Origin of the sequence: Agrobacterium sp. B1(2019), assembly GCF_008274755.1 — a bacterium.
GTDB classification, from domain to species: domain Bacteria; phylum Pseudomonadota; class Alphaproteobacteria; order Rhizobiales; family Rhizobiaceae; genus Agrobacterium; species Agrobacterium salinitolerans.
In genome coordinates, this window is record NZ_VTPB01000001.1 from 1,367,720 (window position 1) to 1,382,538 (window position 14,819).

Annotated in this window: 11 protein-coding genes; 6 read left to right on the forward strand and 5 right to left on the reverse strand. The window is 61.3% G+C overall.

Features of this window, described 5'->3' with window-relative positions; translation table 11 throughout:
* The first annotated feature begins 109 nt into the window (after window positions 1-109).
* The 3 genes from AGR1_RS06805 (at window position 110) to AGR1_RS06815 (ending at window position 3,354) form a co-directional block, all read left to right on the forward strand.
* Window positions 110-1,588 (forward strand): YcjX family protein, encoded by a 1,479-nt coding sequence (locus AGR1_RS06805; protein WP_149146537.1) that lies wholly within the window; start codon window positions 110-112, stop codon window positions 1,586-1,588.
* Window positions 1,585-2,664, forward strand: a complete 1,080-nt coding sequence (locus AGR1_RS06810; RefSeq protein WP_149146538.1) for a YcjF family protein — start codon at window positions 1,585-1,587, stop codon at window positions 2,662-2,664. Before AGR1_RS06805 ends, AGR1_RS06810 begins: the two co-directional genes overlap by 4 nt.
* A gap of 129 nt (window positions 2,665-2,793) precedes the next feature.
* The gene (locus AGR1_RS06815; protein ID WP_149146539.1) at window positions 2,794-3,354 is read left to right on the forward strand and encodes a hypothetical protein; all 561 of its coding nucleotides are present in this window, start codon (window positions 2,794-2,796) and stop codon (window positions 3,352-3,354) included.
* 14 nt (window positions 3,355-3,368) lie between these two features.
* On the opposite strand, the gene folK is transcribed toward AGR1_RS06815, so the two are convergent.
* From folK to folP, 3 genes are all read right to left on the reverse strand, one after another.
* Entirely contained in the window at window positions 3,369-3,884 is a 516-nt protein-coding gene (gene folK, locus AGR1_RS06820) for a 2-amino-4-hydroxy-6-hydroxymethyldihydropteridine diphosphokinase (protein WP_187772171.1), read from the reverse strand.
* A 4-nt stretch (window positions 3,885-3,888) separates the two neighbouring features.
* Window positions 3,889-4,254, reverse strand: a complete 366-nt coding sequence (gene folB / locus AGR1_RS06825) for a dihydroneopterin aldolase (protein WP_080790831.1) — start codon at window positions 4,252-4,254, stop codon at window positions 3,889-3,891.
* A gap of 75 nt (window positions 4,255-4,329) precedes the next feature.
* Complete coding sequence (gene folP / locus AGR1_RS06830) at window positions 4,330-5,115, reverse strand: dihydropteroate synthase (protein WP_149146540.1); 786 nt, start codon at window positions 5,113-5,115, stop codon at window positions 4,330-4,332.
* Window positions 5,116-5,294: 179 nt separating this feature from the next.
* Here folP and AGR1_RS06835 point away from each other — a divergent pair, with 179 nt between their 5' ends.
* A complete protein-coding gene (locus AGR1_RS06835; protein WP_149146541.1) occupies window positions 5,295-5,921 on the forward strand; it encodes a DUF922 domain-containing Zn-dependent protease in 627 nt (208 codons plus the stop codon).
* 301 nt (window positions 5,922-6,222) lie between these two features.
* On the opposite strand, the gene AGR1_RS06840 is transcribed toward AGR1_RS06835, so the two are convergent.
* A complete protein-coding gene (locus tag AGR1_RS06840) occupies window positions 6,223-6,543 on the reverse strand; it encodes a 2Fe-2S iron-sulfur cluster-binding protein (protein ID WP_003502527.1) in 321 nt (106 codons plus the stop codon).
* Between the two features lie 130 nt (window positions 6,544-6,673).
* On the reverse strand, window positions 6,674-7,042 hold the full coding sequence (locus AGR1_RS06845; protein ID WP_080790834.1) for an Hpt domain-containing protein: 369 nt from the start codon (window positions 7,040-7,042) through the stop codon (window positions 6,674-6,676).
* A gap of 476 nt (window positions 7,043-7,518) precedes the next feature.
* On the opposite strand from AGR1_RS06845, the gene AGR1_RS06850 reads away from it, so the two are divergent.
* Together AGR1_RS06850 and AGR1_RS06855 are read left to right on the forward strand one after the other, a co-directional pair.
* The gene (locus tag AGR1_RS06850; protein ID WP_149147292.1) at window positions 7,519-13,863 is read left to right on the forward strand and encodes a hypothetical protein; all 6,345 of its coding nucleotides are present in this window, start codon (window positions 7,519-7,521) and stop codon (window positions 13,861-13,863) included.
* A 118-nt stretch (window positions 13,864-13,981) separates the two neighbouring features.
* Window positions 13,982-14,760, forward strand: a protein-coding gene (locus AGR1_RS06855) for an IS5 family transposase (protein WP_246666603.1) whose coding sequence is annotated in 2 segments (ribosomal slippage) — window positions 13,982-14,308 and window positions 14,311-14,760 — 777 coding nt in all. Because the reading frame shifts where the segments join, the coding sequence is not laid out codon by codon here.
* The last annotated feature ends 59 nt before the right edge of the window (window positions 14,761-14,819 follow it).

Genomic DNA, 14,819 nt, shown 5'->3' on the forward strand with positions numbered 1-14,819 from the left:
AGCACCGGGAGAGCAACCCCGCCGAAAATCCGCTGGAGCGCTTCTTTTTTGGGCAGCCGCACCTTCCTATATGCAGCCGTGACCGTGAAAAACAGCCAGGAAACTGCCATTGCCGCCTTCTCTTACGTCCCTGACAGACAGCGCGCTTATCGCTTTCGATAATCTGGCCGACCGTGCGAGCAACCTCACCCATCCGACATTGCGGCTTGGCGTCACCGGCCTTTCGCGGGCGGGCAAGACGGTTTTCATCTCTTCCCTCGTCCACAATCTCCTGAATGGCGGCCGGCTGCCGCTGTTCGAGGCGATGCGGTCCGGACGCGTCTCGAATGTGCGGCTGGAGCCGCAGCCGGACGACGCCATTCCGCGTTTTCAATATGAGGATCATATTCAGGCGCTGGTGCGTGACAGGCTGTGGCCGGATTCGACAAGGGCGATTTCGGAACTGAGGATAACGCTTGATTATCAGAGCGCCAGCGGCTGGGGCCGGTGGTTCTCGGCCGGCAAGCTCTCCATCGATATCGTCGATTATCCCGGCGAATGGCTGCTCGATCTGCCACTGCTTTCGCAGGACTACAAACAGTTTAGCGACGCGACCGTCGCCCTTGCCCAAAGCGGCATCCGCGCCGAACTGGCGCAGGAATGGCTGGCGATCGCCTCCTCGCTCGACATCAATGCGCCAGCGGATGAGATGACGGCGCGACGGCTGGCGGAAAGTTTCGCGGCCTATCTGAAGGCCGGCAAATCCGACGAGAGGTCGCTTTCCACCTTGCCGCCCGGCCGTTTCCTGATGCCCGGCGACCTGGAAGGATCGCCGGCGCTGACCTTCGCACCGCTTCCGGGCCTGACCGAAGAGAAAGCGCCAAAAGGTTCGTTGCGCGCCATGATGGAACGGCGTTACGACGCCTATAAGTCGATTGTGGTCAAACCCTTCTTCCGCGAGCATTTCGCCCGCCTCGACCGGCAGATCGTTCTGATCGACACGTTGCAGGCCGTCAATCGCGGCCCTGAAGCCGTGCAGGATCTGGAGCGGGCGCTGGGCGATGTGCTTGCCTGTTTCCGCCCCGGCACCAACAGTCTGCTGTCGTCGCTGATTGGCCGGCGCATCGACAAGGTGCTGATCGCCGCCACAAAGGCCGATCACCTGCATCACGAAAGCCATGACCGGTTGGAGCGCCTGACCCGACGTCTGGTGGACCGCGCCATCACCACCATCGGCATGAACGGCGCCGGCATTGAGGTCATGGCGCTTGCCTCCGTGCGCGCCACCCGTGAGGCAAGCGTGCGGCAGGACGGCCACGAGCTTCCCGTCATCGTCGGCACGCCGATGGCGGGTGAAACCATCAATGGCGAGACGTTCGACGGCAATCGCAAGACGGCGATCTTTCCGGGTGACCTGCCCGACGATCCGGAACCGCTGTTCCGCAGCATCGACCAGGATGGCGACAAGGCGACACTGCCTGACGTCAATGTCGTGCGTTTTCGCCCGCCCAATATTGACGAGCCGGGCAGCGGCGGCATCCGGCTTTCCGTTCCCCATATCAGGCTCGACCGCGCCATGCAGTTCCTGTTCGGAGACAAGCTCGCATGAAGGCTCCCACACAAAACGATCCGCAGACACGCCGCCCGGCGGCTTTCACGCTCGAGACAGAAGACGCGGCGCGACCGTCCGCCGCGCAGAAACGCGCGCCGCGCAGTTTCGACACCGAAATTTCGCTGACGCCCGACGAGGACGATCCGTTTCTGGCGTCTGAGGAGATTGATGCCGCCACGCTGCCGGTGGCGTCTCCGAAGAAAAGCCGATTCTCCTTCGGTAAGCTTGCGCTCGGCGCGCTTGGCGTCCTGTTCTCGCTCGCCTTCGGGCTCTGGGCGGATCAGCTCATCCGCAACCTGTTCTCCCGTTCCGACTGGCTAGGTTACACAGCCACTATCGCTCTTATTGTGGCACTTTTCGCCGTTCTCGCCCTTGTCGGCCGCGAGGTCTTCGGCATCATGCGGCTCAACGCCGTGCAATCCTTGAAGGCCGATGCCGAGACGGCGAGACTCGACAAGAGCCCGAAACCCGCACGCGCCATCGTCACCCGTCTGAACGCGGTCCTTTCGCACCGAGCAGAAACGGCCAAGGGGCGTGCGGCGCTGAAGGAAACGGAAAACGACGTGATCGACGGCCCGCATCTGATCGAGCTTGCCGAGCGCGAGTTGCTGGTGCCACTCGATAGGCAGGCCCGTGCCCTCATTCTCAATTCCTCCAAGCGCGTGTCCGTCGTTACTGCCGTCAGCCCGCGCGCGGTGGTCGATCTCGCTTTTGTGCTTTTCGAGGTGACGCGGCTGGTGCGCGCCATGGCGGAGCTTTATGGCGGTCGTCCCGGCACGCTCGGCATGCTGAAGCTCCTGCGCGATGTCGTCGCCCATCTTGCCGTCACCGGCTCGATCGCCGTTGGCGACGGGCTTGCCCAGCAGGTTCTCGGCCATGGCCTTGCCTCGAAACTCTCCGCCCGCCTCGGCGAAGGCGTCATCAATGGCCTGATGACGGCGCGAATCGGCATTGCCGCCATGGACCTTTGCCGTCCGCTGCCTTTCAGGGCGGTGAAGCGGCCGGGCATCGGCGATTTCATGTCCGACCTTACACCCGATTTGAACGGTGGAAAAACCGTTGAAAAAGCCTGATTGCGGGGGCTTGAGCGGTTCAAAAGGTTACGGACAAAGCCGCAAATGAGAGCAAAATAAACCAAGCATTAACCATTCCGCCGGTAGATTACAGCCTATCGAACAGGCATCTTCGCCGGGGAAAGTATCATGTATTCGCGCTTCTTTTCGCTTGTGGGCGGGCTTGCCGCCATTTTGTCCGTCAGCGGCGGTTTCGGCCTGTCTGACGTCCATGCAGCATCGCGCGATCGCGACGACGTGTTCTTCCGCTCCGTAGCCGGTGTCTGGAAAGGCCCGGGCGAAATCGTCGCCGGCAAATACAAGGGGACGAAGTTCACCTGCGATCTGACGGGCGAACCGCTCGACGACAAGCAGACCGGCATCAAGCTCGGTGGCACCTGCCGCGTCGGCGTCTTCAGCCAGCCCATGTCGGCCGTCATCAGCCAGAAGGGCAATTCTTACGAGGGCAAGTTCCTCGACGGCGCCGAAGGCAAGGGACTGGACATCACTTCCGGTCAGGTCAGCGGCGACAAGGTCGTCGTCGGCATCAATCGCGCCAAGCTGAATGGCGCGATGGTCGCACGCGTCTCCAAAGACAATTCGATGAATATCACAATTTCCGTCAAGGTCGCCGATCAGATGATTCCGGTCATCGGTGTGACGCTGGCGCGCGATATAGACCAGCTCGCCGTCGGTTCGATCAAGCCGTAAAAGCCATACTCTTCTCAGCCATCGCCAAGCGGGAGTGTCCACCACTCCCGTTTTTCGTTTGCGCTGACAATGCCGGTCTTGTCCGCCTGCTGAAGCCATTCCCGCACGGGCTTGCCTTTTACCTCAAGGTCGGGCGCGATATCGGCAAGCGGCATCAGCACGAAAGCACGCTCCGCCATGCGCGGATGCGGCACCTCGATGCTTTCCGTAACGATAGCCTCATTGCCATAGGTGAGCACATCGATATCGATCGTGCGCGGCCCCCAGCGCTCCGTGCGCACCCGCTTCATGCCCCTTTCGATATCGAGACAGAGTTGCAGCAGAGCGGGCGCAGTGAGCGCGGTTTCAACGAGAGCGCAGCAATTGAAGAAATCGGCCTGATCGGTCTTTCCCCAGGGCGGCGTGCGGTAGAGGCCGGAAACAGCTTGCACCCAGCAGCCATCATGTGCGTCAAGTTCGCGCAGCGCGCGCGCCATGGCAGCGGCTGGATCACCGATATTACCGCCGAGGCCCAGTGCGGCGACTGTCATCTTTTCAGGCACGATGCTCAACGCTCACCTGCGCATAGTCCAGAATTCCGGGAACCGGCGCCGAGGGTTTACGCACCGTGATCTTGAGCCAGACGATCTGTGGATAACGGACGCGCAGCGCCTTGGCGATATCGTTCGCCAGCGCCTCGATGAGATAACGGCGCTGGCCGACGACGATTTTTTCGATGACGGCGAAGGCCACCCCATAATCGACGGTATTTTCGATATCATCGGTTTCCAGCGCATCACCTGCTTCGACCTCCATCTCGGCATCGACGAAAAAGCGCTGGCCCAGCACCTCCTCCTGCTCGAGAAGGCCATGACGGGCGAAAAAGGAACAATTTTTCAGGATGATGGTATAGCGGCTCATCGCATCGCCTCCATGGCAGGATTGTTCACCTGAAAACCGCGCATCTTCGGACACGGCATTCCGGCACTCATTAATCTACGCATCGGCCTTTGCCGACGATTTGGCAAGAACCGCATCGGCAATAGCCAATGCATCGCGGGTCGCGGCGACATTATGCACGCGAAAAATCGAAGCACCCGCAAGCCTCAGGATCGCGGTGGTCGCAGCCGTTCCGATATCGCGTTCTTCCGCCGCATCCCTGCCCGTCAGCGACCCGATGAAACGCTTGCGCGACGTGCCGGCAAGAACCGGCAGGCCAAAAGCGGCAAGTTCCGCGAAACGGGCCATCAGCTCGACATTTTCCCGCTCGTCCTTGGCGAAACCAAAACCGGGATCGAGCACCACGGCGTCGCGGGCAATACCTGCATCCTCGGCGATCTCGAGCGAGCGATTGAGGAATTCAAACTGGTCTGCGATCACATCGGCAAGCTTCTGCCTGTCGCGGCCGGTATGCATGATGCAGACGCCGGCGCGGGTGGCATCAACCACGCCCGCCATCTCCGGGTCCTTCTGCAGACCGAAGACGTCATTGACGATATGTGCGCCCGCGCTGATCGCCAGCCTTGCCGTCGACGCACGATAGGTATCGACGGAAATCAGCACATCGGTCTCGCGGCGCAATTTCTCGATGACCGGCAGCACCCGGTCCTGCTCCTCTGCCTCCGTGACCGCAGCAGCGCCAGGCCGCGTCGACTCGCCGCCGATATCGATGATGTCAGCCCCCTCCTCCACACAGGTCAGCGCGTGGGAAAAAGCCGCATCGACGGCGAGATAACGGCCGCCATCTGAAAAGGAATCGGGTGTGGCATTGACGATGGCCATAATACGGCCACGCCCATCAAGTTTCAGGGAGCGACCATGGGCCGCTTGCCACGCGTTGCTGCCGACTGTTATCACGTAACACGCGCCTTTCGGGAATAACGGAGTGTTATGCCAATTGTTATAAGTTCCGCTCCGCCTATGCAGCAAACCTTTTTCGAGTTCAACCGGAAGGCCGGGTCATGACTAAATCATCACGTGCTCTTTGCGCGGCTTTAGCGGCTGCACTGGCGCTTTCCCTACCCGGATCGGCTTCTTCCGAAACAATCGTCCGCAAGACCTATTCCTATTTTTCGATCAGCGGAAAAACCGCCGCCGACCTCGACCAGCAGCTTTCCAGACATGGCCCGCTGACGCGCAATACCGGCGCGCGTCATCCGGGTGCTACCGAAATCAAATTCGGCGGCGAGCTCACTTATGTGGAAAAAAACGGCCTTTGCAGCGTTGGAACCGCCAAAGTAGTGTTGAACACTCGCATCCTCCTGCCGAAATGGAAAAACCGCCGCCGCACCACGGCGGAACTGGCCTTCATATGGGATACGCTGCTTGCCGATATCAAGCGCCATGAGGAACGCCACGCGGAAATCGCCCGCACCCATGCCCGTTCGCTTGAAAGGCAGCTGACAGGACTTCGGCCGCAGAAAAGCTGCGAGACGCTGCAGAAAATGGTCGGTAAGATCACCCAGACGGTGATGGACGCACACGACCGCGATCAGTTGCGCTTCGATGTGGTGGAATCGAAAAATTTCGATGCCCGCATGACCCGGCTTTTGAAGAACCGGCTCGAACAGGGTCAGAACCGCCGCTGAGCGGTCTCACACCCCATGCCATTCGCTAACATCGAGCACGGACATGACGTTACGTCATGTCCGATATCACCCGTGAATTCTCGTCATGGTGCCGTCGCCAAGACTCATTGTACGTTCTTCATACGGTATCGGATCATTCGGCCAAGCGGCTTGAGGCTCCAGCCGTCCCCGGTTCTCCCGGTGCGCACTTGAGGGCTCGCAGGTGTTTCCTCCCTCGCCTGCATGCTGCGTACCCGCCTCGCCCCGCTCCCCGCTATCAGGTGAGCGGGGCTTTTTCTGCGTTTAGCAATGACGAAAGATTTCAGCCCTGACGTTCGGGAACATGAACGACGAGACCATCAAGCTCGTCGTTCATCTTGATCTGACAGGAAAGCCGCGAGGTAGGGCGCACGTCGAAAGCAAAGTCCAGCATGTCCTCTTCCATCGGCTCCGGTCCGCCGACGCGCTCGGCCCAGGCGTCGTCGACATAGACATGACAGGTCGCACAGGCGCAGGCGCCGCCGCATTCCGCATCGATGCCGGGAATGGAGTTGCGCACCGCATTCTCCATGACGGTGGAGCCGTTGCTCACGTCGAGTTCATGGGGCGTGCCGTCAAAGGCAACGATGGTCAGTTTTGTCATGCCGGAAATCCAAAATGTGATCTGAGAACTGTTCTAAACACATAGAAAGGCCGGTCCGCCTTGGCAACCCGCTTCAAGGGCGCGCAGACGCAACCGGCGTTGCAAAACAACAAATTTGATATGTTACGCCTCAGCGGCAGAGCTTGAGGATGAAATTTTCAGCTTCGACAATGGCCGCCGCAAGTTTTGCAATCGCCGCGCTGTCATTGCCCTTGTCCTCCACCACGGCCGCGGCCGCGGAAACGGCGGAAGCCCCGACGGCCTGGGCCGCCCCTTTAAGACGGTGCGCTGTCGCCATGACGGCCTTGTCGTCGGCGTCCGCCATGTCATGCAGGGCGGCGCGGGCGTTGCGGCTGAAAAGTTGCAGCACCTCGATCTCCAGATCCTTGTCGCCCATAGTCTGCCGGGCAAGATGATCGAAATCGATCGGTTTTTTACCGGCGGCGGACGCGCCGCCGCAATTGTCTGGAGCTTCGAAAGCAATACTGACCGCTGCCATGGCTGAAATCCTGTCTCGCCGTTTCCTGTTTCGTGTCACATCTGTGTCGTATTCACGCATCGTGGCGGCTGCTATCAGCTTAAATTACGGCGTGACGCGGGCGAAAATCTTCTGCTATGGTTAATTTATGTTAAACTTATGCGAAACAAGGCGTTCAGCGTGAAACTCAGGTTTAAAAACTGTTAAAAAGCCGACACTTCGCCGCCGCCGCAAATCCGCATTAATTGTTTCGAACACCTAAATGTGTCACTACGGTACTACCGTTCTCTCAGGGCTTAAGCTCAAGCTTTGTTATTGCGGCACAGTGATGTAATTTCGCCCGAAAGCTGGGCCACCAGCAATTCGGGATTTGGTAAATGGCGAGACTGTTCTCTTTTGAGGGAAAGTTTCGTTGGCATGATGGCGGCAGTCCGCTTGCTGATCGCAAGTGGGTCAACGGCATGAAGCCGGGCGTATGTGTAACGAGGCGTAACCGCATGGCGAATAACAAGATCAGCGACTCTGTCGACGAGACTGCATTTCAGGCGTTGGAAGATGCCTTGCAGCTTGGCGCTTTCGAAGAAAAGCCGGAGACGCGGAAAACTGCAGCGCCGAAGCAGCCGGAGGCCAGAGTGAAGGAAGCTAGCAGACCGACCCCTGCTCCCGAGGCCCCGCGTGCGCCTGCCGAACAGACGCCCAGATCGCCCAATCTCGAAGCGGCCAATGACGGCTCCAAGCGCAGCCCGGCGATGATCCTGAAATCGCTGGAAGGTGGCTCCATCGGCGGCGCGCTTCGCAACGCCACGATCATGTCGGTCATCTGGGCGCTCGGCGGCCTTGGCATCGCCCATCTTCTCTACGGCAATGCGCTTTGGAACATCGGATCGGTCGCCGATCTCACCGCGATCCCCGGCTTGATGGCGATCGTCGTCGGCATCCTCGTTCCCGTCATGCTGTTCTTCGCCTTCGCGATCATGATGGCGCGCGCCCGCGATCTGCGAAATGCCGCCCGCTCCATGGCGGAAGTCGCCCTTCGTCTTGCCGAACCGGAAACGGTCGCCTCCGACCGCATCATGTCCGTCGGCCAGGCGGTTCGCCGCGAAGTTTCGGCCATGAACGACGGCATCGAGCGCACAATCGCCCGTGCGACCGAGCTCGAAACTCTCGTTCATTCCGAAGTCAACGCGCTCGAGCGCAGCTATGCCGACAATGAACTGCGCGTGCGCAGCCTCGTGCAGGAACTGACCGCCGAGCGTGACGCCATCGTCAACCATGCAGAGCGCATCCGCTCCTCCATCGTCGGCGCGCAGGAACAGATCAAAGAAGAGCTTTCCATCGTCGGTGAAGAGCTTTCCATGCGGATCGCCACGACCGGAGAGGCTTTCGCCTCGATGATCGACACCCGCTCGGCCGCGCTTTTGGAAAAATCGCGCGCCTCGACCGAAGCGATGGGCAGCCTGATCGCCGCCAAGACCGAAAACCTGCTTCAGGCGCTGAATTCCTCCGGCTCAACGATTTCCAACGAATTCGACATGCGTCTTCATAACCTCACCTCGACGCTGGACGAGCGCGGTGAAGTCCTGCTGGAGCGTTTCGCGATCCATGCATCGACGCTGGATAGTGGCGTGGAAAGCCTCAACAGCGCGCTTGAAGAGCGCACCCGTCAGCTCAACGACACGCTGTCGACGCGCACGCTGGAACTCAACCGCAATATCGAACGCGGCCAGCAGATCATCGGCGGTTCGCTCGATACGGTTCTCGACAAGCTGTCCACGACCCTTGAAGAAAAGGGACTCTCCTTCCGTCAGAGCCTGCAGAGCACGGCTGACGATGCGATCATGGATCTCGATCTTCGTTCCGGCCTCTATGAAGAGCGCATGCAGGCGACCGTCGGCCAGGTCAACTCGGCCTTCGACGAGCATGTGGCGCAGTTCGCCAGCGCCTTCGACCAGCGTGCCGGCAGCCTCGACAGCAAGCTGATGGAAAGCCTCGCCCGCATCAACGAAACCGTTGCCGGCGGCTCCGAAGCGCTCGACACCATGCTGAGCAGCGGTCTGGAGCGCATCGGCACCACGATGACCGATCAGTCGCTGGCGCTGGCAACCGCTCTGGGCACAGGTCAGGAAATGCTCGAAAGCGCGCTTGAAAGCCGGACGCAGGCCTTCAGCGACGCCATCGGCCAGCGCACCGCCGAAATCACCGACGCTTTTGCCAATTCGCACGAGAAGATCGACGCCGTGCTGGCGGAACGCAGCAACGCCCTGTTCGGCGCGCTTTCGGCCAGCCAGGACCGTTTTGACGAAGCGCTCGCCAGTCGTTCGATGGCGATTACCGGCTCGGTCTCCGGCACGGCCGAACGTCTCGCCGCGATGCTCGACGAACGCGCCGCTGCGATCAACAGCGTTGTTGCCGATGTGGAACGCCGTCTTGCCGAAACGCTCGAAACCCGGGCAGCAGCCATCACCGGCGCGGTTTCCGGCATAGAAGACCGCATTTCCGACACGCTGGAAAGCCGCACAGCCGCGCTGCATGACGTCGTCTCCGGTGCGGAGAGCCGTATCGCCGAGACGCTCGACGGCCGCACTGCCGCCCTTTCCAGTACCATTTCCGGCGTCGAGGAGCGCATCGCCGACACCATGGACAGCCGCACGCTGTCTCTCGACATGACCTTCGCCAATGTCGAGGAACGGCTTTCGGAAACGCTCGACAACCGCACGTCCGCCCTCACCGGCATTGTCGCGAGCGCTGAGGAAAAAATTGCCGGCGCGCTCGACAGCCGCACGGCCACGTTCGGAGACGTGGTGGCGGGTGCGGAAACCCGTATCGCGGAAACGCTGGATGGCCGCACCGCCGCTCTCAACGCCGTTGTTTCGGGTGCCGAGGAACGCATCGCCGATGCGCTCGACAGCCGTACCATGGCTCTTGACATGACATTCTCCGGCGCGGAAGAAAAAATCACCGAAGCGCTCGACACGCGCACCGCGGCCCTTGGCGAGTTGGTGGCAAGCGCCGAGACCCGCATTGCCGGCGCGCTCGACAGCCGCACGGATTCGCTGAGAACCGTCGTTTCCGGCGCGGAAGAGCGGATCACAGATGTGCTCGACAGCCGCACCATGGCGCTCGATATGAGCTTCTCCGGTGTCGAAGAAAAGATCGCCGATATTCTCGATGGCCGCACAGCCGCTCTCAATAACGCCGTTGCCGGTGTTGAGGACCGAATCGCCGGCGCTCTGGACACGCGTACTGCTGCACTTTCCGGAATTGTTTCCGGTGCTGAAGAGCGCATCGCCGATGCGCTCGACAGCCGTACCATGGCGCTCGACATGACGATTTCCGGTGTCGAAGAGCGGATCGCCGAAGCCATGGATGCGAGAGCGTCGTCGCTCTCGCTTGCGGCGGCCGGCGTCGGCCAGCGTCTGGAAGCCACCGCATTCACGCTTGAAAACGCGCTGGCCAGCGGCCACGATCGGCTGGAAACCATGCTCGGCTCGCAGGCCGAGCGCATTGCCGGTTCGCTGGAGCGCAATAGCGGCCTGATCGAACAGAGCGTCTCGGGCGCGGCCAACCGCATCGAAAGCGTCGTCGAAGACGGCAGCAGCCGCTTTGCCCAGACGGTGGAAGAAGGCGTATCCCGCCTCGAAACCAACTTCTCGCAATCGCATGAGAATATTCGCACGGCGCTCGACCAGCGTCAGGCGGACCTTGCCGCGACGCTCAACTCCGCCACGGCCCAGATGGGCGACATGCTTTCCGAGCAGGCGATGATGATCGGCACCACTGTCGCCTCCAGCGCCAGCATGCTGGAACTGTCGCTCGAAACCCAGCAGGAAGCGCTGCAGAAGACGATTGACGGCAGTGCTGCGACGCTGGAAGAACGTCTTCGCAACAGCGCCGGCGATATCGCCCTCAAGATCGGCGAAGCAGCCCGCGAAATCGGGGGGGCCACCGACGCCCTCTCCAACCGCATCGAAACCTCAATCGGCAATGTCAACACCCGTCTCGACGAGACCGGCGCACGCATCGAGACCTCGCTCGATACGTTACAGGCACGCGTCGGTGGCGATCTGGCCAATGTGAACACCTCAATCGAGGATGCCGGCCGCCGCTTTGCCGAAGCGCTGGAAGACAAGACGGCTGTGTTCGCCCGTACCAGCGACGAGGCCGCCGAGCGCATCACCGGCATTCTGGACGAGCAGACGACCCGCGTTGCCGATACGTTCGAAAGCCGCACCAGCCGCCTGGCCGAAACCTTCGATACCGGCACGGCCCGCATCGACGAGCGTCTCGGCACCATGGACAGGGCGCTGACCATCGGTCTCGAAAACGTCAACCGCACCATCGAAGGCAAGGCGACTGATCTTGCAATGAGCCTGCGCGGCGCGGTCACCTCGGCCACCCAGAGCATCGGCGACGAAGCCGCCCGCTCTTCTGCCCTGCTCTCGAAATCCGGCTCGGAATTTGCAGAACAGGTGCAGGCGCAGAACGAAGCCTTCACCAAAGCAATCGAAGAAAAGTCGGGAGAAATCGTCAATCGCATTTCCGATGCGCAGACGCGCCTTTCCGGCCAGGCTGCCGCTGTTGCACAGACCTTCTCCGAAGCCGGCAACATCATCGTCAACAAAGTTGCCGAGGCTGAAGCCGTGGTCCGCTCTCAGGTCGGCGTCATTTCCGAAACGCTGACGGGCGTCGAATCCGCCCTCGACGCGCGCGGCGAATCCATCCGCTCGGCGCTGGACAACCGCACGCGCGAGCTCAATTCGATGCTGGCCAGCCGCTCCGCCGAACTGTCGCGCCTTATCGAGGAGAAAGCCAAGCCTGTCGTCGACGAATATGCCACCATCGGCCGCGAAGCCGCCGAGAAGATCGTTTCCGCAGCCCAGCAAAGCGCAGATCTTCTGTCGCAGAGCAACAGCGGCATGGTCGGCATGGTGGAACAGGCGATCAGCGATTACGCCAATGCCGGAACGGATGCGGCCAGCAAACTCGTCGCCGCCACCCGCCAGAGCACCGACATGCTGTCGGAAACCCATACGGCCATGGCGGACGCCGTCGAACAGGGCATCGACAAATATGCCCGGGCCGGCAGCGATGCGGCCAACAAGCTGGTTGCCGCCACCCGCCAGAGCACGGATATGCTGTCGCAGACCCATAACAGCATGGCCGAGATCGTCGAACAGTCGGCAAGCAACTTCAACTCCGCCGTTGAGCGTGCCGCACAGGGCTTCGGCGCGGCAGATGAAGCGTTGAACGCCTCGGCGACCCGCTTCTCCGAATCCGCCTCGCAGGCCGCCGACATGGTCTCCAGCTCCAGCCGTCTGCTCGAAGGAAAGATCGACCGCCTGTCGAATATTTCCGGCCAGACACTGGCGCAGGTCGCCGGCATCGTCGGCCGCCTCGAGGAGCATTCGAAGGTGCTGAGCCAGGCGTCGGAACTGCTCAATGCCGCACAGTCGAGCCTCGTCGGCACGCTGGAGGAACGTCAGGACGCGCTGCGCAGCCTGTCTGTCGGCCTCGTCAAGCGCTCCGAGGAAATTGAAAGCGCCATGCGCAACGTCGTCGGCGTGGTGGAAACCACCCTCAACGAAGCCGAGGAGCGTTCGCAGAACGTCGCCGGCAATCTGCGTGACAATCTACAGGCGTCCTTCTCCGATATCGGCCGCTCGCTTGATGAGACGGAACAGCGCGCCCGTTCGGCGGCACAGACCATGCGGGGCGCCCTGCTGTCGGCCGGTCAGGATGCCAGCCGCTCGATTGAAAACACGCTCTCCGACGCGCAGAAATATTCCGACGAACTGGTCAACCGCCTGCGCGGCGGTGTCGAAGCCTCGCTTTCTGAAGTCGACAATATTCTGGACAGCGCTTCGGAAAAATCCAATGCCGCCGCAGCCAACCTCAAGGAAACGCTGCGTCAGGCCGTGGAAGAAGCCGTCAGCCGCTTTGCCGGCGCAACGGACGAAATCCGCCGCTCGAGCCACGATATTCGTCGCGAGCTGGATTCGACTCGCGCCGAACTGAAGCGCGGCGCCTTCGACCTGCCGGAAGAGGCCAAGGAAAGCGCTGCCGCCATGCGCCGCGCCGTTTCCGAACAGATCAAGGCCCTTCAGGATATTTCGCAGCTTGTCGGTCGTTCGACCCACCAGATGGAAGTGTCCGAGCCGGTCGCCCGTGCGATTGCTGCGACTCAGCCAGCCGCAGAACGCCGCGTCGAGGCGCGTCCGCAGCCTGCAGCAGCCGCTCCTGTGCAACAGCAGCGCCCGGCACAGCCACAGCAGCCTGCCCCCGCACCGGCTCTGCGTGGCACCCTGCCGCTTGAAAACCGCCAGGCACCTGCCCCTGCTCAGCCGGTCGCGACCAACCCGGCCGGACGCCGGGAAGAAGGTGGTGGCTGGATCAGCGATCTGCTGCGCGGCGCATCACAGGAGACGCCAGCGGCGTCCGCACCTCGCGCCGGCGCGGAACAGCAGCCCACCCGTGCGGCCGACACCCGCAATCCGCGCCACATGGTGGAATCGCTGAACTCGCTCTCGGTCGACATTGCCCGCGCCATCGATCACGACGCCTCCGTGGAGCTGTGGCGTCGCTACCAGCGCGGCGAGCGTGACGTCTTCACCCGTCGCCTCTACACGCTGAAGGGTCAGACGACCTTCGACGAAATCAAGCGCAAATATGAGCGGGAAGCGGAATTCCGCACCGCCGTGGACCGCTACATCACCGATTTCGAGAAGCTGCTCGCCGACGTGGCCCGCACCGACCGCGACCGTACAGTCACGCAGTCCTACCTCACCTCCGACACCGGCAAGGTCTATACGATGCTTGCCCATGCGGCGGGCCGGTTCAACTGACGCGGAGGCACGCGGAGATGGATACCTCTCCGCGTGCCTGTGCAGCCTGACTAGGACGCGTCCCCATAAACGGGGTTCATGTGGCGAGCGGATTATGATTCACTCCCCTTGAAGGGAGATCGTCATGCGCCGTCACGAACTGAGCGACGAAGAATGGGCCGTCATCGAGCCGCTGCTTCCCACCAAGAGCCGTGGAGTGAAACGCGTTGATGACCGCCGGGTGATCAATGGTATCCTTTGGCGGTTTAGGACGGGTTCGTCCTGGCGCGATGTGCCCGAGCGCTATGGCCCGCGAACGACGCTCTACAATCGCTTCTCTCGCTGGCGAAAGGCAGGTGTCTGGGATCAACTTCTTGATGCCGTGTCAAAGCGTTATGCGGGTGACATCGTGATGATCGACAGCTCGTGCGTTCGCGTTCACCAGCACGGTGCCAACGCTAAAAAGGGGGCTCTGCCGATCCTTGCATGGGACGTTCCCGTGGCGGCCTGACCACCAAAATCCATGCGCTCGTGGATGCCGATGGGCGGCCTGTTCGTATGGAGCTGACCGCAGGTCAGGCTGCCGACGCTCCCATGGCGGAAAAGTTGCTGAGCGGATTGCGGCCCGGTGCGACGCTTCTTGCGGACAAGGCTTATGACACCGACGCGATCCGTCGCTTTGCCAAGCAACGGAAATGCTGGGCAAACATTCCCGCCAAGGCCAACCGCAAACAGACCTTCAGCTTCAGCCGCTGGGTCTATCGTCAGCGCAACCACGTCGAGCGTTTTTTCAATCGTATCAAACAGATGCGCGGACTTGCCACAAGATATGACCGCCGGGCCGACAACTATCTGGCAGCACTCAAGCTCGCAGCAATAAGGATATGGATTGCATCATTTAACGAGTCCGCGCCCTAACACTACTTTGGCAGATTAACTGACGGTTAACGATAATCGGCCATCTTTGGCCCCTCAAA